Below are 19248 nucleotides of genomic sequence, written 5' to 3' on the forward strand. Positions count from 1 at the left end.
GATTCAATCGCGCGGGGGCCCGAGTTCCTGAAAGAGCGTCACCTGGAGGTCGGCGGGTGCGCGGAGGCGCGCATTGATCGATCGCCACGGGGTTTCACGAGCGGATGCCTCGACCTCTGCTCCCGCGGCGACGAGGCGCTCGACCGCAGCGGCAGTGTCCCCGACCTCGAGCGCCACGCGCAACCGGTCACTCGGAGCATCCCCGTCCGTCTCGACGCTGTCGATGAAGGAGACTTGCGCGGAGTTCGCAAGTTCGAGTGTTGCCCGGCCGGCGTCAAGGATGACGACGCGTGCTCCCCCGTCCGCTTCGTACGCCTCGGCCTGAGGCATCCCGGCTCCGTCTCGGTAAAAGCTCAGCGCTTCTTCAAACTCGGACGCGTGCACGACGAGCCGGAGCTGCCTGACCGCTCCTGACTCCGTCGCCGCGCCGACACCGGCAGCGGCGGCAGCAGCTCGCTCGATGAACCGCCTGATCGGCGTGCGGCCAGCGCCATCCCGTGCCCACGCATCCACCGCGGCGAGGACGGCTCCGCCCCAGGCTGAGCCCGACACCTCGGCGCTTAGACGGTCGGCACCGGAACGAACGAAAAGACCGGTGACTGCCCGAGCGATGCGCGCCCTGCGAAGCGAAGACTCTCGAATGAGCTCGTCGTCCAGGCCCATCGTCTGCGCGTTCACGATCGCAAGCGCGAGGGGATCAGGTGAGAACTCGTTCGCGAGAGCCATGACGGCGCGGTGGACGGCGGCCGGGGCCCCCGCGATATCCGCCGCGTCAAGCGCGACCTCGAGCGCGGCGATTCGCTCGTCGAGGCCTGCCCAGAGAATGTCGGACTTCGACGCGAAGTAGTTGAAGAAGCTTGACCGACTGACACCAGCGCGCGAGGTGATGTCGACGATCGACGTCGCATCGAACCCCTGCTCGAGAAACAACTCGCACGCCGCATCGGCGAGAGTGTCGCGCGAGGACGCGCGCGGTCTACCGGCTGACATGACCCCAGCGTACGACGCGGCGCCTACGCGCCGGCGAAGAGTATTGTTGTACTCGCTCCAACAATCCGCGACGAGCGAAGGAACAACGAAGAAGACATGGTGCTCGACATTCAGATCGCAGGACTCGCACCGTCATTCGTGCCATATCTCGATGGCTGGGCGCTTCAGCGCCGCGTGCACGCCGAGGTTGTCGCAGGAACGAAGCCCGACACGTTGCTGCTCCTCGAGCACGAAGCCGTGTACACGGCGGGCAAACGCACCGAACCGCAGGAGCGCCCCACCGATGGCACCCCGGTCGTCGACGTCGATCGCGGCGGCAAGATCACGTGGCACGGCCCCGGCCAACTCGTCGGGTACCCCATCTTGCGACTGATCGAACCAATGGATGTCGTCGCGCACGTCCGCCGTCTCGAGCGTCTGCTTATCGCTGCGCTCGGCGAGCACGGAGTCGATGGCTACCAAGTCGAGGGTCGCAGCGGAGTGTGGGTACGCCGACCGCTGTCTGAAGACAAGGTCGCCGCCATCGGTGTTCGCGTCGAAAAGGGCGTCACGATGCACGGGTTCGCGATCAACTGCGACAACACACTCGCGGGTTTCCGCGGCATCATCCCGTGTGGAATAACGGATGCCGGAGTCACGACGGTCAGCGAGGTTGTGGGCGCACACATATCGCCCGCCGACATTGTCGACACCGTGGCGCGCGTGTTCGAGGCTGAGTACGCGGCGGTGTCGGCATGAGCGCGTGCGGAGTGCCGGCTGAGGCATCCGGACCGGCGACCGCACCGGCCGGCCGCAAACTCCTGCGTCTGGAAGTGCGCAACGCGCAGACTCCGATCGAGCGCAAGCCCGAGTGGATCAAGACCAAGGCGAAGATGGGTCCGGAATACCAGGCCCTGCACTCGCTCGTGAAAAGCGAAGACCTGCACACGGTCTGCCAAGAAGCCGGCTGCCCCAACATCTACGAGTGCTGGGAAGACCGAGAGGCCACCTTCCTCATCGGTGGCTCGCAGTGCACGCGGCGTTGCGACTTCTGCCAGATCGACACCGGCAAGCCCGCCGACTACGACAGGGATGAACCCCGACGCGTCGCGGAGAGCGTCGTACGCATGAACCTGCGGTACGCCACCGTCACCGGGGTCGCCCGCGATGACCTGCCCGACGGCGGCGCATGGCTGCACGCAGAGACCGTGCGCCAGATCCACGCGATGAACCCGAACACCGGTGTCGAGATCCTCGCCACCGACTTCAACGGCGACCCGGCCCTTCTGCGCGAAGTCTTCGAGTCGCGGCCGGAGGTGTTCGCGCACAATGTCGAGACCGTGCCGCGCATCTTCAAGCGCATTCGTCCGGCGTTCCGGTACGAGCGATCGCTCGACGTACTGACACAGGCCCGCGATTTCGGGCTCATCACCAAGTCGAACCTGATCCTCGGCATGGGCGAAGAGCCCGAAGAGGTCATCCATGCGCTGCAAGACCTGCACGATGCGGGCACCGACATCATCACGATCACGCAGTACCTGCGCCCCTCCCCGCGACACCTCCCGGTCGATCGCTGGGTGAAGCCTCAGGAGTTCGTCGAGTTCAAAGAAGAAGCCGAGCGGATCGGGTTCTTGGGAGTGCTCGCCGGTCCGCTGGTGCGCTCGTCGTACCGCGCCGGGCGCCTGTGGGCTCAGTCGATGATCTCGAAGGGTCGCAGCATCCCCCCGCATCTCTCGCAGTTCGCGGAGACTGCCGACACGGGGTTCGCCCAGGCGGTCTAGCCGCCGGTCTCTTCACCGAGAACTCACTCCCGCGACGAGAACACCGCCCACAACGGGGTTTTCGTCGGCGGACTGGGTTCTCGACGTCAGTGTCGAGGTGGGCGAGAAAGCCCGTGTCAGTCGGCGGACGTGACCGAGAGGATGTCGCCGTCGGATCCCAAGTTCACCAGCAGCACGTCGTCGGTCGCGTCGGGATCGAGTGCATACTCTAGGACCGCAAAGGGATCAGCGCCACCGTGCTCGTCGGCAAGAATGGTCATGCTCATGAGTTGCAGCGAGCGGATGATGTCGATCGGCGTATCGCCCGAAATGTCGACGAGAAGTTCTTCGATCTCTTCGCCCAACTCATGCTGCTGCTGAAGGATGTACTCGGTCACTTCACTGGTGCGGTCGTCGAGTTCGTTGACCATCGCGTTGCGCGCATTGAGGTCGATCGCCTCGATGGAAGAGATCAAGCCCGCGGCAACATCAAGCGCGGCCTCCGAAACGTCATCCTGGTCGGGCGCCGTCAGATCGACGGTCACGGTCTGGTCCCCCAGATCCACGTTCTCAGACCAGAAGATCGAGCCGTCCGGGCCCGACTCGAGCAGTCCGAAGTAATCGTGTTCGATCGCCATACGCCCATAGAACCAGCGAAACGCCGCATTCGATAGCCCCAGCGGGCGTGTCGTCTGCGTGTCGTTCGCTCAGTCCACCAACGAAGCCGCGAAGACGTGCGGCGTGAAACCGGTGAGGTCGCCGATTCCTTCGCCCTGGCCCAAGAGTTTGACCGGGATTCCCGTCTTCTCCTGCACCGCAAGCACGAACCCGCCCTTGGCCGAGCCGTCGAGCTTCGTGAGCACAAGTCCGGTTACTCCGGCGTGCTCGAGAAAGGCCTGAGCCTGCAGCACACCGTTCTGTCCGGTCGTGGCATCAAGCACGAGAAGCACTTCGCTGATCGGCGCCTGCTTCTCAATCACGCGGCGGATTTTGGTGAGCTCGTCCATCAGTCCGCCCTTGGTATGCAGGCGTCCGGCGGTGTCGACGAGCACGATCTCGGTACCGGTGCGGATGGCGTAGTCGATCGTTTGATAGGCGACGGATGCGGGATCCTGACCCTGCTGCTGAGGTCGCACGATCGCGGCTCCGCCACGCTCAGCCCAGGTTGCGAGTTGGTCGACGGCCGCAGCGCGGAAGGTATCGGCCGCGCCGACCACCACAGAGCGACCGTAGCGCTGGAGGAACTTGGCGAACTTGCCGATCGTGGTGGTCTTGCCCACGCCGTTGACGCCGACGACGAGCACGACTGCCGGACGCTCGGTGAGCTTCAGGGTCGTGTCGAACTTCGCGAAGTGCTCTTCGAGAGTCTCTTTGAGCATCCGCTGGAGGTCGCGGGGGTCGGTCGTGCGGTAGCGCTCGACCATCTCGCGGAGTTCGTCGACGAGGCGCTCGGTGATGTCGGGCCCGAAGTCGGCGGTGAGCAGCGCGGTCTCGAGGTCTTCCCACGTGGTCTCGTCGATCGTGGGCTTGACGAACACACCGCGCAACGCGCGACCGAGCGACCAGGAGCTTTCTGCCATGGGTCAAGCCTAGGCGCGCGGCCGGGCCACGATCACGGCATGATGATGGCATGTCTGCGCGCGACGTCGGCGGAATGGTGATCCGCACCCCCGATCAACGACTGCGCGTGTTTGTGAGTTCCACCCTCGTCGAACTCGCTGACGAGCGCGCGGTCGTTGCACGCTCCATCACATCACTCGGCCTTGCGCCGGTGATGTTCGAACTCGGCGCACGCCCTCACGCGCCCCAAGAGCTCTACCGCGCGTACTTGGCTCAATCGGATGTCTTCATCGGGCTCTACTGGGAGAGCTACGGATGGGTCGGCCCAGGCATGGAGATCTCTGGCCTCGAAGACGAGTTCAGGCTCTCCGGCGATCGCCCACGTCTGCTCTACCTGAAGGCTCCCGCGCCAGACCGGCACCCGCAACTGAGTGCGATGATCGACGAGATCCGCAACAACGGGACGGACGCCTATCGCACATTCCGTAGCGCCCGAGAACTCGGAAGGCTGGTGCGGGACGACCTCGCGCTGTTGTTGAGCGAGCGGTTCGTGAGTTCGCAGCGTCTCTTGCCGCCGGATGACTCGCCCGCGGTCACCCCGAGGAGGAACGCGCGGCGAACCCTGCCGGTGACATCCACCTCGTTGATCGGTCGGAGCGCGGAGGTCGCGGCGGTCGTGGACCTACTCAGGCAGCCGGCCGTCCGACTGGTCAACCTGACCGGCCCGGGTGGTATCGGAAAGACCCGCCTCGCGATCGCGGTCGGCGAAGCGTTCGCAGCCGACGGACCGTCTGCTGTTTCGTTCGTCTCGCTCGCGGCCGTGGAACGCCATGCAGACGTACTTTCACGGGTCACCGCCGCGCTCGGCGTCATCGTCGAAGGCGCGCGCTCCGCCAGCGACGCCCTCGTCGAGCACTTCGGCGAAGACGACGTCCTTCTCATTCTCGACAATCTGGAACAGGTCATCGCAGTCGCTCCTCAGCTCGACGATCTGCTCACGCGCTGTCCCGGGCTGAAGTTGCTCACCACAAGCCGGATCGCATTGCGGCTCCGTGCCGAGCACGAGTACGTTCTCAGCGCGCTCGGCACGGGCGAGGACTCCGATGTCCTTTCGGCTGCCAAAACGATCGCCCTCCCCGCCGTTCGACTGTTTCTCGACCGCGCCGAAGCCGTTCGACGCGGTGTCGGAACCACCCCGGAGCAGATCGCGGCAGTGCGCGAGATCTGTCGTCGGTTGGATGGAGTGCCGCTCGCGATCGAGCTCGCAGCGGCCCGTACTCGACTCCTCGATCCTCCGGCGCTCCTCAGCCGTCTCGAGAACGTCCTCGACACTCTCGGAACCGGTCCCATCGACCTGCCCGAACGGCAGCGCACCCTGCGAGCAACGGTCGAATGGAGTGTCGGGCTGCTCCGTGACGCGGACCGGCGAACCCTCGCGCTCCTTTCTGCCTTCGTCGATGGATGGACGCTCTCAGCGTCATCTGCGATCGCCGAGACCGATGAGGAGGACATGCTCGACGTTCTCGACACCCTTGTGGCCCAAAGTCTCGTCAGTGTCGATGCATCACGCAGCGAACCCCGATTTCGCATGCTCACCTCTGTACGCGAGTTCGCCGCTGAGCTCCTGAGCGAACATGATCGACAAAGCGTGCAACTCCGTCACGCCGAATACTTCGCGCACCTCGCCGAATCCGAGATCGTCGCCGAGCAGCTCATCGAATGGACCGATCGCCTTCGCGCCGACGACGACAACCTTCGCGCCGCGCTTCGCTGGTTCTTCGAGAATGACATGACCAGGCTTCCGCATCTGTTGAGGACGCTGTGGCTCTACTGGCAGATCCACGACCGGATGCCCGAAGGAAGAGCATGGGCGAACGAGTTGCACCGACGCGTCGGCATCGACACTCTCGATGAAAGAGCCCGCGCTGAGCTGCTGTTCACCACCGCTGTCACGGCGACCGAGGTAGGTGAAGACATGAGCGCGATGTCGTCGTTGGACGACATCCAAGATGTGCTGACAGGAATGGCTGACGTCGAAATGCGCAACCTGCTGTTGCTCGCGGCGTCATGGGTACTCCCGCTCCGGGGGGAAGTGACGGGTGCTCTCGAGGCGGCGAAGGCTGCGTACGGCGGGTTCGCCGCGCAGAGAGACCCCTTCGTTGCCTCAGCAGCGCTGACTGTCGGGATGCTGGAGATGTCGGTCGGTGACGATGCCTCCGCGCGGCAGCATCTGACCGAAGTCGACACCCTCGGATCCCGCTTCGGCATCCAATGGCTCACCCTGAGTGCCCGCACGCATCTGGCGCTCATCGCCGTTCGTGCCGGAGACCATCAGAATGCTCGCCAGCAGATCCGGCGCGCGCTCAGCGGGCTCGACGACACTCGCGTCACCACGCTGTCAGCCTGCCTTCTTCTGGCAGCGTTCGGATACGTCACGACAGCCGAAGGGAAGCCCGAACTGGCGGTGACCGCGCTGGGCTCGATGGACGGACTACGGGAGCGCGCCGGGGTGAGTTCGTGGCCGAACTCTCGACGGACCGAAGCCGTCCTGCGCGATCTCGTGTCCGGTCAGGTGAGTACCTCCGATTGGGCCTCCGCATACACCGCTGGCCGCGCGATGCGGCTCGTCGATGCGCTCGCCCTTATCCGCAGGGCAGTCGATTTCGACGCCGCCCAGCCGTAGCGGACAGCTCAGCTGGCAGCTCTCTCGCCCACCCGCTGGCCGACGACGGCCGAGACGCCGTCCTGACGCATGGAAACCCCGTAGAGAGCATCGGCAATCTCCATCGTGCGCTTCTGGTGCGTGATCACGATGAGCTGGCTCGATTCGCGTAGCTGCTCGAAGACACCCAGGAGGCGACCGAGGTTCGCGTCGTCGAGGGCTGCTTCGACCTCGTCGAGGATGTAGAAGGGACTCGGCCGGGCCTTGAAGATCGCCGTCAGCAAAGCGACCGCGGCGAGCGAACGCTCACCGCCCGAAAGCAGCGAGAGCCGCTCGATCTTCTTGCCGACCGGCCGCACCGACACTTCGATGCCGGTGGTGAGCGGGTTGTCAGGGTCGGTGAGACTGATGCTTCCGGTGCCGCCCGGAAAGAGGATCGGAAAGACCTCGCCAAATGCAACTCTGGTGTCTTCGAACGCTGCGAGGAAAATGACCTGCATCCGCTCGTCGAGTTCTTCGATGATCGTGAGCAGGTCCTTGCGGGTCTGCGTCAGATCGGCGAGTTGCTCGGTCAAGAACTTGTGGCGTTGCTCGAGCGCTTCGAATTCTTCGAGCGCGAGCGGGTTGACCTTGCCGAGCTGAGCGAGCTTGCGCTCGGCATCCTGCAGACGCTTGCGTTGCGCGGCACGATCGAAGGGAACGACAGATGTTTCGACGGATGCTTCGTCCTCCGCACCTGCTTCGTCGCCATTCTGCAACCGAACAGGCTGATCAGGGCCATATTCCGAAACAAGAATGTTCTCGTCGAAGCCGAGCTCGGATGCGACACGCTCGAGCAGTCCGGTGACGTGCAGCCGCTTCTCGTGCATCTGCAGCTCGAGGCTGTGCACACTTTCGGTCAGCCCGGACAGACGTTCACGGGTCGTGATGTCTTGGCGGCGAAGCTCCGCCAGTTCGCCAGTGAGCGCCGTCCGCGCACTCTCGGCTTCGGCGAGTTCGAACCGAGCCTGCGCCACGGAACGATCGACCGAGTTGAGCAATTCGGGCAGTTTCGCCGCAACGCCCGACGCAATCTCACGCTGAATGCGCCGGATGACCGCCCGTCGAGCGGCCTCGGCCGCAGCCTCCCGTTCCCGCTCACGCTGACGTTCCAACTGAATCACGCGGGCCTCACCTGCGCGAATGCGCTCCCTCAGCGTTTCGACCTCGAGCCGGCACCGCATCTCGGAATCCCGAGTAGCGTCGAGGGCACCGAGCAGACCTTCACGCGACGACGCGTCGAGGATCGGGCGGGGCTCTTCCCGCGCTGCAGTGAGGCGGTCTTCGGCGACACGCGCCGCAGCTTCGGCGTCGTCGACCGCAGATGCCGCCTGGGCAAGACCGGCGGCCAAGCGATCGCATTCGGCCACCGCCGCCTCGTGTCGCACGGTCGCCCGGTTGACCTGTTCGGTATGGGCAGCGAGGGCCGCGTCATGCGCTCGGAGGGTCGCGAGGGCCGCTTTCGTGCGCTGACGCGCGCTCTCGAGAGAGACCGTTGCGTCGGAGAGCGCGTCGCGCAACGCGTCGGCGACCACGAACACCTCGTCTCGGCGCACGGCGGCCGCGTCACGCTCGGCGGCGAGTTCGAGACGGGAGCGGGATGCTCCGGCCCCGGCACGAAGCGAGTATTCGGTGTAGACCTCGCCGGCGCGGGTGACGACGGTGATCGGACCACCGAGGTCAGCGGCGGCAAGAGCGGGACGTGCCGCGCGTACGACACCGAGGTCATCAGCGATGACGACATAGGACAGGATTCCGAGCACCCCGTCGGGAGCGGTGACGACCTCGCACGCGGGAACGATCCCCGTGATCTTCTCGAACACCGGACTCATCGACTCGGCCTCTGCGATGACGATATCGACCACCCCGAGGTCCGCGACGCTGAGCTCGGCAGCCAAAGCGAACGCTTCGGTGCGGCCATCGACCAACACCCCCTCGGCGACGGGGCCGAGCACAGCGGCAATCGCGGCCTCAAATCCGGGGCGCACCTGGATGGCATCGCCGACGAGTCCGCGCAGGCCCGGTCGACCGTCGGCGATCAAGCTGCTCGCCGCGTTCTTTACCTCGAGCGCGCGACCGAGCGCGGTCGTTTGCGCGATCAGCGCCTCCCGCTCGCGTTCCGCCGCGTGCAGGCGCTCACGCAGAAGGGCGACCGCCGACTCGGCCTCGTTCGCGTCGCGTTGGGCGTGCTCGTACGCGGATGCGTATTCGGCAGCCGAACCCTCGGGCACAAGGTCCGGGTCGACGCCCGCCAGGGCCTCTTCTGCCTCCGCACGGCGTGCGAGGGCGGCATCTAGCGCCCGCTGTTGACGCTCGACCGCGGACTGGACGGCAGCCAACGCCGAAGCGGCCGCTTCCGCGGATCCGCGCAGCGCGGTGACGCGCATGTCGTGCTCAGAGACCAGCGCGCTCTGGGCCGCGATGTCGACATCGAGCGCGTCCAGTTCGGCGCGCGCACGCATGACTTCGCGGGATGCTTCGGCGGCGGCATCCTGAGCCTCGCCCAACCCTGCCGAAATCTCGTCGATCTCGGCGCGAGCGTCGTCGATACTCGCCTGAGAGACCGTGGTCGACTGGGCGCTGTCGTCGGCGTCAGGATCGCCGAGGAGTGCCAGCCTTTGGCCGGTCAAGGTGAACAGCGACCTCAGTCGCTCTTGTACACGCTCCAGCGCGAAGGAGACACGCCGCGCTTCGTCGACCGCTTCCGACCGCTGGTCGCGCTCGAGCGCTTCGATGCGCATACGCACGGTTTCGGACTGATCTTGCAGCACGAGGCGCTCAGAGTGGCGCTCTTGCTCACTGCGCGCGTGGTCGGCGAGCTCAGCGCGCAGAGCAACAAGATCGGCGGCGAAGAGCCGCGCCTTCGCATCCCGCAGAACGGCGGCGATGGTCGCGGCCTCCCGAGCGATGTCAGCTTGACGACCGAGCGGCTTCAACTGTCGTCGCAGCTCCCCCGCCAGGTCGCTCAACCGTGTGAGGTTGGCTTCCATCGCTTCGAGCTTGCGGAGGGTCTTCTCTTTGCGGCGACGATGCTTCAGGATGCCGGCAGCTTCTTCGATGAATCCGCGCCGGTCTTCGGGAGTGGCCTGCAGAACGTTGTCGAGCCGCCCTTGGCCAACGATCACGTGCATCTCACGGCCAAGACCGGAGTCGCTCAGAAGCTCCTGAACATCGAGCAACCGGCAGACGTCGCCGTTGATCGCGTACTCACTCGCACCGTTGCGGAACAGAGTTCGGCTGATCGTGACTTCTGAGTACTCGATCGGGAGGACGCCATCGTGGTTGTCGATCGTCAGTTGCACTTCGGCGCGGCCAAGCGGTCCGCGGGTCGAGGTGCCTGCGAAGATGACGTCTTCCATCTTGCCGCCGCGGAGGGTCTTGGCACCTTGCTCGCCCATGACCCAAGCAAGCCCGTCCACGACGTTCGACTTGCCCGATCCGTTCGGCCCGACGATGCAGGTGACCCCGGGTTCGAAGGCGAAAGTGGTCGGCTGAGCGAACGACTTGAACCCTTTGAGCGTGACGCTCTTCAGGTGCATAGCAAGTTCTCCCCTGGATCGACTATCGCCCCACGCTACCCGAGTGAAGCCCTCGGTCCGCGCAGGCGTGGCCGGGCATGTGCAGGTGCCGCCGTCGCACGAGTTTGGTGCGACACGCCCGGGATACTTGACAGCCAGTTCCCACCTGCGCTAGCGTCCTTCTCGCGTCTGAAGTTGAAAGGAGGTCGCCCAATGCTTATGCACATCACAATTGCACCGCGCGGAGTCATCCGTAGCGCAGCCACATTGGCGACCGTTTCCTTCGGCGCCGCCGTCTCTACCCTCGGCTGAGCGGTTCGGGAGAGAACTCTGCGCGGACCATGCTGGTCCTGCCAGATTCCCCGGCCCCGTTGCCTGGTAGCGATCCTCAACGGTCACTGACCGTCGCCACCGAGCGGCCTCAGCACTTTCGTGCATCGCGGATCACCTCTGATCCCGCATCCTCACCCTTCTTCATCTCGAATCGAGACACTCTCATGCCAAAGCTCCTCGTAGAAGTCCGCGCTCCGGACCTTCTTCCGCCCCTCGATCTGCCGCTACCGCCGGCTGATCGCGCTGCACTCAGCCTGACCGATCGCGCCTCGTTGCGTCTGGGTCTGTGGCTGCTGCTCCGCAGCACTCGCCGTGCGCGCAATCGCACGGATCACGACTCCCACTCACGCCTCGTGGCGAACGAGCGGGATCGCTTGGATCGCGACCAGGCAAAACTGCGACTGCGCAATCAGTGGCCGCAACAGTAGCGGTGGTGCGGACCCCGTCCACAGGTCCGCACCACCCCCACTCCCTCCCACATTCAGCACACTTCAGAACGAAAGACCGATCATGAACACCACCACACTTACCGGGCTCGAACTTCGACCCCTGGCCGTCCCTGCAGATGTCAGCGAGCTCGAGACACCAGCAGGCCACGACTTCGCCACGATGATGGATGTCCGCAACCGCGTGTACTTCGAGATCTCGGGGCACCACGACGAGTCCATGAGCGCTGCAGAGCTCCTACCGCACTACCAGCCCAACCCCGACGAGATCAGGTTCATGTGGGTTGCGATCCTGGACGGCGAGTTCGTCGGCAGGGCCGGGATCGACATCCCGCTCGAAGAAGGTTCGAAGACCGCCTTTTGGCAGATCGAACTCCTGCGAAAGTCGTGGGGTAAGGGCGTCGGCTCCGCCGCGTACGAGTTGCTCGAGAACAAGGCCCGTGAACACGGCCGCACCGTTCTGCAGTCCTGGGCGTCGCATCCCGCCGCCGACGGCGTCGAACAGATCGAGCCGCCCACCGGTTTCGGGTCGATTCCCGATGACCACGCTGCGCACTTCTACAAGCGGCACGGCTATTCGCTCGAGCAGGTGGAGCGCAACAGCGCCTTCGACCTGCGCGGGTCGTTCGAGATTGTGGAGCGGTTGCTCGCGGAGGCGACAGCGGCGGCCGAAGGCTATCGCGTCGTGCAGTGGGAACCTCCCACCGCGGAGGAATATGTCGCGGGATACGCCTGGATGAAGTCGCGCATGTCGACGGACGCTCCATCCGCTGACCTCGAGTTCGATGAAGAGGTCTGGGATGCCGAGCGCATCGCTCGACACGACGCTCTCTGGACCGACGCGCATCAGTTCGTCCTGGTCACGGCCGCACAGCACATTGCCACCGGCGAACTGTGCGCGTTCAACGAGTTGGTCGTCGGGAAGGACCGGGCCGAAGCATCCCATCAAGAAGACACCCTCGTCCTCAAAGAACACCGCGGTCACAAGCTCGGAATGCTCGTGAAGTGCGCCGGCCTCGTGAAATGGCGCGAACTCGTGCCGCACTCACCACGAGTGCTCACCTACAACGCTGAAGAGAATCGCCCGATGCTCGACATCAACGAGGCGATCGGGTTCACTCCGATCGCTTACGGCGGCGCCTGGAAGAAGGTCCTCGAATGAACACTCAACAGACAATGACGGATGCTGCGCCTCTCACGATCGCGCGGATCCAAGTTCCCGACTCGCTCGACGAGCCGAACGCAGAGCCCTTCCGCGCGATCGCGCGCATCGCGAACGCGCTGTGCCGGCACGATGCCGGTCACGACTACTTCGACCAGGACCCTGAGGAACTATTGCCGGCGTGGAAAGACACGACCGACCGGCACTATGTCGGCTTCAGCGCCAAACAGGACGGCGAGATCGTCGGCGTGGGTACTCTCATGGTTCCGCACGAAGACGGTGCGACCAACGTCGAGTACGACCTCATGGTCATGCCCGATCGATGGGGCGAGGGTATCGAAGAGGCTCTGCTGGCGGTGATCGAAGACGAAGCCAGAGCACTGGGGCGCCCGGTCGTGCAGACCTACACACTGCACCGACCCGATGCTCCGGGTCCGCGGCTTGCGTCGCCGACCGGCTTCGGATCGATTCCGGCAGACGATCGCCAGACGCGATTCATGCTCGACAACGGCTACTCGTTCGAACAGACCGAGCGCAACAGCGTGTTCGATTTGACCGGAGGGATGGATGCCGTCGCTGCTCTGCTGGAGAGCGCCCAGTCTGCTGCCGGAACCGACTACAGGCTGGTTACGTGGACGTCGCCGACGCCCGATGAATACAAGGACGGCTTCGCGTACACGATCTCGCGGATGTCGACCGACGTACCGACCGGCGACATGGTGTGGGCCGAAGAGACGTGGGATGCCGCGCGTGTGGAGCGCCGTGACAAGCGCCTCGCCGAAGGCGGCATGTCAGTGTCGGTGGCCTGTGCGGTTCATGTACCCACCGGGGCGATCGCTGCCTACAACGAGTTGATCATCGGTGCCGACCACACACGGGCGACCCAGCAGTGGGGAACGTTGGTGCTCACCGAGCACCGCGGTCACCGCCTGGGAATGCTCGTCAAGTGTGCGAACCTCCTGCGCTGGCGGGAACTCTTTCCCGACTCGCCGCGGGTGTCGACGTTCAACGCCGAAGAGAACCGGCCCATGCTCGACATCAACGAGACGATCGGGTTCATTCCTGCGTCGTACGCGGGCGGCTGGAAGAAGACCCTCGCGGGAGCCTCTGACAGTGCGGGCAGAAGTGACTGGACCGATTCATGAATGACACGCGCACAATCGGACGGCCGCACCGGTCGCAAGGCTGACCGGTGCGGCCGTACGCGTGCAGTGAGTGGGCGAAGTACCCCGCCTGACCGTTCACATTGACGTACTGCGCGTCGAAGCTCGTACCGCCTTCGGCCAGAGCCTTGTGCAGCACGGCACCCACTTCGGCGAGTAGGCGATTCACACTCCGCGTCGAGAGGGCGGATGCTTCGGTCTCGGGGTGAAGTCGGGCGGCCCAGAGCGCTTCATCCGCATAGATGTTGCCGATGCCGCTGACGACGGTCTGGTCCAGCAGTACTCGCTTGATCGCCGAGTGCTTGCGCACAAGCGCTGCTCGGAAGGCAAAACCGTCGAATGCCGGATCGAGCGGATCGCGCGCGATGTGGGCGACTTGCGTCGGAACGACAGCCTCGGGCGACCCGTACCCGCCGGCGGCGGCATCCGGAGTGTCGATCAGAGCGTCGATCGCGAGGGATCCGAACGTACGCTGGTCGGCGAACACGACCGAAATCTCGCCGTGCTCAGGATGCTCGAGGTCGAACCGGACGCGTTCGTGCCGTTCACCGGGAGCACCCGGCGCCCGGAGAAGCATCTGTCCGCTCATCCCCAGGTGGCCGACGATCGCCTCACGTGCGGGGCCATCGCTTTCGGGGCGGTCGGGTTCGAGGCTCAGCCAGAGAAACTTCCCGCGACGGGTAGCCGCGCGGATGCGCCGGCCGGTGAGGGCGGCCTCGAACTGCGCACCGTCGCCCGCGTGACGGGTCAATGCGCGCTCGTCGAACACCGAAACGGCTGCGATCGTGGCGCCGGTCACTGCGGGTGCGAGACCGGCGCGGACGACCTCGACTTCGGGAAGTTCAGGCACGACCGCTGAGTTCACGCCAAGCTGTCAGCGCGGCCGCCATCTCGGCGTACTTCTTGCTCGTTCCCTCGCCCTGGGCCGTGGCATCGCCGACGAAGACCGTCGCGGTGAAGCGCCGATCGTGATCGGGACCGGTCGACGATACTTCGTAGACCGGAGGTGCTACTCCCGATCGAGATGCAAGCTCTTGCAGACTGGTTTTCGGGTCGATCGCCGCACCATAGCGGTCGGGGTCGGCAAGCAGCGGTTCCAGCAAGCGCAGGACGAACGCGGCAGCCTCGTCGGGCCCGGCCGACAGGTACGCGGCACCGATGAGTGCCTCAGTCGTATCGGCGAGAATCGAATCCTTATCTCGACCGCCGGTCTGGTCTTCACCGCGACCCAGTTTGAGGTATTCACCCAACCCGATGACACGCGCGACCTCCGCGAGAGCGACCGTCGAGACGACGCTCGCACGCCGTTTGGCGAGCGTGCCCTCGTCGACGTCGGGGAACGTCGCATAGAGATGAACCGTCACGGCCTGGCCCAGCACTGAGTCACCGAGAAACTCGAGCCGCTCGTTGTGGGGCGCTTGACCGTGCTCGTACGCCCAGGAGCGATGCGTCAAAGCTAGCGACAGAAGCTCGGGGTCGAATTCGACCCCGAGCTTGTCGGTGAGACGGCTGAGCTCAGACGTCAGCGACCTTGCGGCCCTTGTACTCGAGGAACAGCTCGGTACCCTGCGAGTCGGTGACGACCTTCGCCTGGTGCGGGCGGCTGTATACGACCTTGCCGTTCTCAACGGTGGTGGTCAGCGTGATGGGCGCTGCCTTCCACTGTGCGCGGCGCGACCGGGTGTTCGAGCGGGAAACTTTCCGCTTCGGGGGGTTACCTGCCATGGCTGACTCTTCTCTGTTCTTTCGACCGTGCCGTTTGGCTACTTACTTGGCACTGTCTTCGTCTGGGGTGAAGTCCTGGAGCGCTGCCCAGCGTGAATCGAGGGGCTCGCGCTGCTCTTCTGCGGCGCTTTCGGCCAGTCGCTCGCCCGTAACCGGATCAAGGCCGGGGCAATCCGGCTGACACACCGGTTGAAACGGAAGCGACAGGACAATCGCATCTCTGACAAGAGTTTCAAGATCCACGTGGTCGTCTTGAACCTCGAAGTCAGATGTTTCCTCTCCAGGATACGCGAAAAGCTCCTGAATCTCGACTTGAAGGGTCTCGGCCACGTCGATCAGGCAGCGACCACAGATGCCGGTGTACTCCGTCTCGGCTGTTCCCGTCACGAGGATGCCCTCGTGAACCGACTCGAGACGGGCCTCGATGACCACCGGCTCGCCCTGCGCGACCGACACAAGACCTTCGCCCCACTTCTCCCGCGCTGGATGCTCGAGAGTCACTTCGCGCATCTCGCCGGAGCGGTGGACGATGTCTCGAACGGGCACGGCGAAAGGGCCGTGTCGAAGGTGCCTGGTCACGAGGACTCAGTTTACCGTCCGGTGGCCAAGAACCGGGCAACCGACGCAGGCACGAACGGTGAGACATCTCCGCCGAGTGACGCGACCTGACGGACGAGCGAACTCGACACGAGAGCATGCGAGGGGTCGGGAAGCAAGAACACCGTTTCGACGTGCGCGAGGTGTCGATTCACGATCGCCATCGGCGTCTCGTACGCGACATCGACCTGCGAACGGATTCCCTTCACCAACACGCCGGCATCGACATCCGTCGCGTAATCCACGAGCAAACCCATGCTCCAGGAGGCGACGATGACGTTGCCGCCGATCTCGCTCTCTGCGATGGACTGCTCGATCAACGCGAGACGCTGGGCGATCGGCAAGAGCGCTTCCTTGCCGGGATTGTGCACGACGAGCACGTGTAATTCGTCGTACAGGCCGGCTGCACGACGGATGACATCGAGGTGGCCGAGAGTCGGCGGGTCGAACGACCCGGGGACGACGGCGATCCTGGGATTCACAGGCTCAGCCTAGCCGTGTCAGTTCTTCAGGTCAGTTCTTAGCCAGGGCCGCGCGCTCCTGCGTGCTCACCCGCCGCTCGATCGCCGCGTGCAGACCGGGATGCCTCACCAAGGCGGGATCATCAGCCAGGACGTCTTCTGCTGCGACGCGTGCCTCAGCAATGAGATCGGCATCCGTCACCACTCGCAGCAGCCGCAAAGACGAGCGCGCACCGGACTGCGCGTCGCCGAGTACATCTCCTTCGCCACGCAGCTCGAGGTCGACTTCGGCCAGCACGAAACCGTCGAGCGTGGATGCCACCGCCTCGACCCGCTGCCGTGCCGACGACCCCGGCGCTGACTCGGTGACGAGCAAACAGAGCCCTGGGACACCCCCGCGCCCCACGCGCCCACGAAGCTGATGAAGCTGCGACACGCCGAACCGGTCTGCCTCGAGGATCGCCATGGTCGATGCGTTCGGCACATCGACGCCCACCTCGACCACAGTGGTCGCGACCAGCACATCGATGTCGCCGCGGGCGAAGGCCTGCATCACGGCATCCTTGTCATCGGACGGCATCTTGCCATGCAGAATCTGCACGCGCAGATCGGTGAAGGACGGATGCCTCGACAACAGGTCCGCGACCTGGACGACACCCCACCGAGTCGGTCCCTCGGCCGGTGCCTCTTCCAACTCCGCGCCGTCGGGGCCGGTCTTTTCGTCCTTCGTCAGCGCCTCAGCGTCGATTGCGGCGCAGACGACGAACGCCTGACGCCCCTGCGCCACCTCTTCGGCGATGCGGTCCCACACGCGAGCAAACCAGGCCGGCTTCTCTGCCAAAGGGGCGACGAACGTTTGGATTCCCGCGCGCCCGGCGGGCATCGTGCGAATCGTCGAGACGTCGAGGTCGCCGAACACGGTCATCGCCACGGTGCGTGGGATGGGGGTCGCGGTCAGCACGAGCGCGTGCGGCGCGCTGCCCTTCGCGCGCAAAGCCTCGCGTTGATCGACACCGAAACGGTGCTGCTCGTCGACGACGACCAGCCCCAGGTCGGCGAACGTCGTCGAGTCGCTCAGCAGGGCGTGGGTTCCGACGATGATCCGTGACTGGCCGGAGGCCGTCCGCAACGCCGCCTTGCGGCGCTCTGCGGCGGGCATCTGCCCGGTGAGCAAAGTGGGCATGAGTTCTGGCGCAAGCTGTGGTCCCAGCATCCGCGCAATCGATCTGACGTGCTGACCGGCCAACACTTCGGTCGGCGCGATCAGCGCTGATTGCCCGCCGTTCTGGGCGACCTGCAGCATGGCGCGTAGCGCGACAAGCGTCTTGCCCGAACCCACTTCGCCCTGCACGAGGCGGTTCATCGGCCAGTCGCCCTCGAGATCGCGGGCGATCTGTGTACCGACCGACACCTGATCGGGAGTGAGCTCGAAGGGGAGAGCCGTATCGAACCTCTCGAGCAGGGCGCCGGGAGCGCGCTTGGTGGCAGAGAGCGCGCGCACGAAATTTCGCTGCTGCAGGAGCGCGACCTGCAGCACGAAAGCTTCGTGCATGCGGAGCGTGGCTCGTGCCGGCTCGATCTCGTCTTCGAAGGCGGGCGCGTGGATACGTTCGATCGCCGTCCGCGCGTCGAGCAGGCCGTGCCGTGCGCGGAGGGAATCGGGAAGCGGATCGGGCACCTCGCCGAGCGCGTGCAGAACGAGCTCGATGATCTTCTGCACTTGCCAGCTCGCGATGGTGCTCGTCGCCGGATAGATCGGGATCGGCAGGTTGGCGTTGGCTTCTGCCGTCATGCGCGCCGTGGCCTCATCGTCGAAGAGCTCATAGTCGGGATGCGAGAGTTGCTGCACCCCACGGTATTCACCGACCTTGCCGGCGAAGATGCCCCGCCTGCCGGGCTTCAGGTCTTTCGTGCGCCAGGCCTGGTTGAAGAACGTGAGCGAAAGGTGACCCTGGCCGTCGCTGATCACAACTTCGAGCAGCGACCCCTTGCGGTTCTGCATGCGACGCTCGTTCACGCGCACCACCTCGGCGACGATCGTCACCGGCTCACCGAGAGGCAGCGACGAGATCTGCGTCAGCTCGCCCCGGCGCGCGTACCGACGCGGATAGTGAGAGAGCAGATCGCCGACCGTGCGCATTCCGAATGCACGCTCGAGCGCCATCGCGGTCTTACCCCCGACCGCGCCGTCGAGACGCGATTCCAGGCTGAGCGACGACATTCCACGAGTCTACGGAGCGCCACCGACGGCGGTGTACGGTTAGCGAATGCTCCGACGCGGCCTCGCACGCTTGTACTGGGCGTTCAGTCGCTGGAAGTTCGTGTCTGAGCCCGCACCCACTCGCCCGACGATACTCATCGGTGCTCCGCACACCTCGAACTGGGACTTCGTCCTGATGCTCGCCATCGCGTGGCGGCTCGGCATCCCGGTGCGGTGGCTCGGCAAAGACAGTCTGTTCGCAGGATGGCGCGGCCCCATCATGCGTGGCCTCGGTGGCATCGCCGTCGATCGCGCGAACCCGCAGAACGTCGTGGCGGAAGTGGTCGCCCGCGTTCACGCAGGCGAGGTCTTCGGGCTCGTCGTCACTCCCGAAGGCACGCGCGGAAAGGGCGAGTTCTGGAAGTCCGGCTTCTACCGGATCGCCCGCGACGCCGACATGCCCGTCACGCTCGGCTATGTCGACCGCACGACCATGACCACCGGGCTCGGCCCCACCATCGATCTCACCGGCGACGTGAGCGCAGATATGGATGTCATCCGCGCCTACTACGTCGACAAAGCCGGCATGCGCCCGGAGAATCGCACCATCCCACGTCTGCGTGAGGAGCAGACACCGCCGCTATCGTGATGGT

17 protein-coding genes are annotated in these 19248 nt (G+C 65.1%); 7 read left to right on the forward strand and 10 right to left on the reverse strand.

All coding sequences use genetic code 11. The annotated features are described in order from the left end of the window. Nucleotides 1–3 precede the first annotated feature (3 nt). A complete protein-coding gene (locus LG299_RS02825; RefSeq protein WP_404433331.1) occupies nucleotides 4–990 on the reverse strand; it encodes a TetR family transcriptional regulator in 987 nt (328 codons plus the stop codon). Nucleotides 991–1089: 99 nt separating this feature from the next. On the opposite strand from LG299_RS02825, the gene lipB reads away from it, so the two are divergent. Together lipB and lipA are read left to right on the forward strand one after the other, a co-directional pair. Then, on the forward strand, nucleotides 1090–1728 hold the full coding sequence (gene lipB, locus LG299_RS02830; protein ID WP_404434771.1) for a lipoyl(octanoyl) transferase LipB: 639 nt from the start codon (nucleotides 1090–1092) through the stop codon (nucleotides 1726–1728). Next, the gene (gene lipA / locus LG299_RS02835; RefSeq protein ID WP_404433333.1) at nucleotides 1725–2750 is read left to right on the forward strand and encodes a lipoyl synthase; all 1026 of its coding nucleotides are present in this window, start codon (nucleotides 1725–1727) and stop codon (nucleotides 2748–2750) included. The genes lipB and lipA overlap by 4 nt, the downstream gene beginning before the upstream one ends. 116 nt (nucleotides 2751–2866) lie before the next feature. Here lipA and LG299_RS02840 read toward each other — a convergent pair whose 3' ends face one another. Both LG299_RS02840 and ftsY read right to left on the reverse strand, forming a co-directional pair. Further along, complete coding sequence (locus LG299_RS02840) at nucleotides 2867–3367, reverse strand: DUF2004 domain-containing protein (RefSeq protein ID WP_404433335.1); 501 nt, start codon at nucleotides 3365–3367, stop codon at nucleotides 2867–2869. Nucleotides 3368–3436: 69 nt separating this feature from the next. After that, nucleotides 3437–4309, reverse strand: coding sequence for a signal recognition particle-docking protein FtsY (gene ftsY, locus LG299_RS02845; RefSeq protein ID WP_404433337.1), 873 nt, complete (start codon nucleotides 4307–4309; stop codon nucleotides 3437–3439). Between the two features lie 50 nt (nucleotides 4310–4359). On the opposite strand from ftsY, the gene LG299_RS02850 reads away from it, so the two are divergent. Further along, nucleotides 4360–6972, forward strand: coding sequence for a DUF4062 domain-containing protein (locus LG299_RS02850; protein WP_404433339.1), 2613 nt, complete (start codon nucleotides 4360–4362; stop codon nucleotides 6970–6972). An 8-nt stretch (nucleotides 6973–6980) separates the two neighbouring features. Here LG299_RS02850 and smc read toward each other — a convergent pair whose 3' ends face one another. Beyond that, nucleotides 6981–10529 carry a chromosome segregation protein SMC gene (gene smc, locus LG299_RS02855; protein WP_404433341.1) on the reverse strand — a complete coding sequence of 1183 codons (3549 nt, stop codon included), beginning with the start codon at nucleotides 10527–10529 and terminating at the stop codon, nucleotides 6981–6983. A gap of 476 nt (nucleotides 10530–11005) precedes the next feature. On the opposite strand from smc, the gene LG299_RS02860 reads away from it, so the two are divergent. The 3 genes from LG299_RS02860 to LG299_RS02870 all read left to right on the forward strand — a co-directional run bounded on the left by LG299_RS02860 (nucleotide 11006) and on the right by LG299_RS02870 (nucleotide 13594). Next, nucleotides 11006–11269 carry a hypothetical protein gene (locus tag LG299_RS02860; protein ID WP_404433343.1) on the forward strand — a complete coding sequence of 88 codons (264 nt, stop codon included), beginning with the start codon at nucleotides 11006–11008 and terminating at the stop codon, nucleotides 11267–11269. Between the two features lie 82 nt (nucleotides 11270–11351). Beyond that, nucleotides 11352–12449, forward strand: a complete 1098-nt coding sequence (locus tag LG299_RS02865; protein WP_404433345.1) for a GNAT family N-acetyltransferase — start codon at nucleotides 11352–11354, stop codon at nucleotides 12447–12449. Beyond that, nucleotides 12446–13594, forward strand: coding sequence for a GNAT family N-acetyltransferase (locus LG299_RS02870; protein WP_404433347.1), 1149 nt, complete (start codon nucleotides 12446–12448; stop codon nucleotides 13592–13594). The genes LG299_RS02865 and LG299_RS02870 overlap by 4 nt, the downstream gene beginning before the upstream one ends. Here the strand turns inward: LG299_RS02870 and mutM are convergent. The 6 genes from mutM to LG299_RS02900 all read right to left on the reverse strand — a co-directional run bounded on the left by mutM (nucleotide 13506) and on the right by LG299_RS02900 (nucleotide 18616). After that, nucleotides 13506–14462, reverse strand: a complete 957-nt coding sequence (gene mutM, locus LG299_RS02875) for a bifunctional DNA-formamidopyrimidine glycosylase/DNA-(apurinic or apyrimidinic site) lyase (RefSeq protein ID WP_404433349.1) — start codon at nucleotides 14460–14462, stop codon at nucleotides 13506–13508. The genes LG299_RS02870 and mutM overlap by 89 nt on opposite strands. Then, a complete protein-coding gene (gene rnc, locus LG299_RS02880; RefSeq protein ID WP_404434773.1) occupies nucleotides 14455–15138 on the reverse strand; it encodes a ribonuclease III in 684 nt (227 codons plus the stop codon). Before rnc ends, mutM begins: the two co-directional genes overlap by 8 nt. Continuing rightward, the gene (rpmF, locus tag LG299_RS02885; protein ID WP_028495421.1) at nucleotides 15128–15337 is read right to left on the reverse strand and encodes a 50S ribosomal protein L32; all 210 of its coding nucleotides are present in this window, start codon (nucleotides 15335–15337) and stop codon (nucleotides 15128–15130) included. The genes rnc and rpmF overlap by 11 nt, the downstream gene beginning before the upstream one ends. Before the next feature lie 42 nt (nucleotides 15338–15379). Next, the gene (locus LG299_RS02890; protein WP_404434774.1) at nucleotides 15380–15847 is read right to left on the reverse strand and encodes a YceD family protein; all 468 of its coding nucleotides are present in this window, start codon (nucleotides 15845–15847) and stop codon (nucleotides 15380–15382) included. A gap of 80 nt (nucleotides 15848–15927) precedes the next feature. Continuing rightward, complete coding sequence (gene coaD, locus LG299_RS02895) at nucleotides 15928–16416, reverse strand: pantetheine-phosphate adenylyltransferase (protein WP_404433352.1); 489 nt, start codon at nucleotides 16414–16416, stop codon at nucleotides 15928–15930. A 31-nt stretch (nucleotides 16417–16447) separates the two neighbouring features. Continuing rightward, nucleotides 16448–18616 (reverse strand): ATP-dependent DNA helicase RecG, encoded by a 2169-nt coding sequence (locus LG299_RS02900; RefSeq protein WP_404433354.1) that lies wholly within the window; start codon nucleotides 18614–18616, stop codon nucleotides 16448–16450. Nucleotides 18617–18662: 46 nt separating this feature from the next. Here LG299_RS02900 and LG299_RS02905 point away from each other — a divergent pair, with 46 nt between their 5' ends. Then, complete coding sequence (locus LG299_RS02905) at nucleotides 18663–19244, forward strand: 1-acyl-sn-glycerol-3-phosphate acyltransferase (RefSeq protein WP_404433356.1); 582 nt, start codon at nucleotides 18663–18665, stop codon at nucleotides 19242–19244. Nucleotides 19245–19248 lie beyond the last annotated feature (4 nt).

Origin of the sequence: Microbacterium lacus (assembly GCF_044794305.1) — a bacterium.
Classification (GTDB): domain Bacteria; phylum Actinomycetota; class Actinomycetes; order Actinomycetales; family Microbacteriaceae; genus Microbacterium; species Microbacterium lacus_B.

What these genes read in the sequence shown, in the direction of transcription:
- LG299_RS02825 (WP_404433331.1), bottom strand. Translation starts at nt 990, where the DNA reads ATGTCAGCCGGTAGACCGCGCGCGTCCTCGCGCGACACTCTCGCCGAT.
- lipA (WP_404433333.1), top strand. Translation starts at nt 1,725, where the DNA reads ATGAGCGCGTGCGGAGTGCCGGCTGAGGCATCCGGACCGGCGACCGCA.
- LG299_RS02840 (WP_404433335.1), bottom strand. Translation starts at nt 3,367, where the DNA reads ATGGCGATCGAACACGATTACTTCGGACTGCTCGAGTCGGGCCCGGAC.
- ftsY (WP_404433337.1), bottom strand. Translation starts at nt 4,309, where the DNA reads ATGGCAGAAAGCTCCTGGTCGCTCGGTCGCGCGTTGCGCGGTGTGTTC.
- LG299_RS02850 (WP_404433339.1), top strand. Translation starts at nt 4,360, where the DNA reads ATGTCTGCGCGCGACGTCGGCGGAATGGTGATCCGCACCCCCGATCAA.
- smc (WP_404433341.1), bottom strand. Translation starts at nt 10,529, where the DNA reads ATGCACCTGAAGAGCGTCACGCTCAAAGGGTTCAAGTCGTTCGCTCAG.
- LG299_RS02860 (WP_404433343.1), top strand. Translation starts at nt 11,006, where the DNA reads ATGCCAAAGCTCCTCGTAGAAGTCCGCGCTCCGGACCTTCTTCCGCCC.
- LG299_RS02865 (WP_404433345.1), top strand. Translation starts at nt 11,352, where the DNA reads ATGAACACCACCACACTTACCGGGCTCGAACTTCGACCCCTGGCCGTC.
- LG299_RS02870 (WP_404433347.1), top strand. Translation starts at nt 12,446, where the DNA reads ATGAACACTCAACAGACAATGACGGATGCTGCGCCTCTCACGATCGCG.
- rpmF (WP_028495421.1), bottom strand. Translation starts at nt 15,337, where the DNA reads ATGGCAGGTAACCCCCCGAAGCGGAAAGTTTCCCGCTCGAACACCCGG.
- LG299_RS02890 (WP_404434774.1), bottom strand. Translation starts at nt 15,847, where the DNA reads ATGCGCGAAGTGACTCTCGAGCATCCAGCGCGGGAGAAGTGGGGCGAA.
- LG299_RS02900 (WP_404433354.1), bottom strand. Translation starts at nt 18,616, where the DNA reads ATGTCGTCGCTCAGCCTGGAATCGCGTCTCGACGGCGCGGTCGGGGGT.
- LG299_RS02905 (WP_404433356.1), top strand. Translation starts at nt 18,663, where the DNA reads ATGCTCCGACGCGGCCTCGCACGCTTGTACTGGGCGTTCAGTCGCTGG.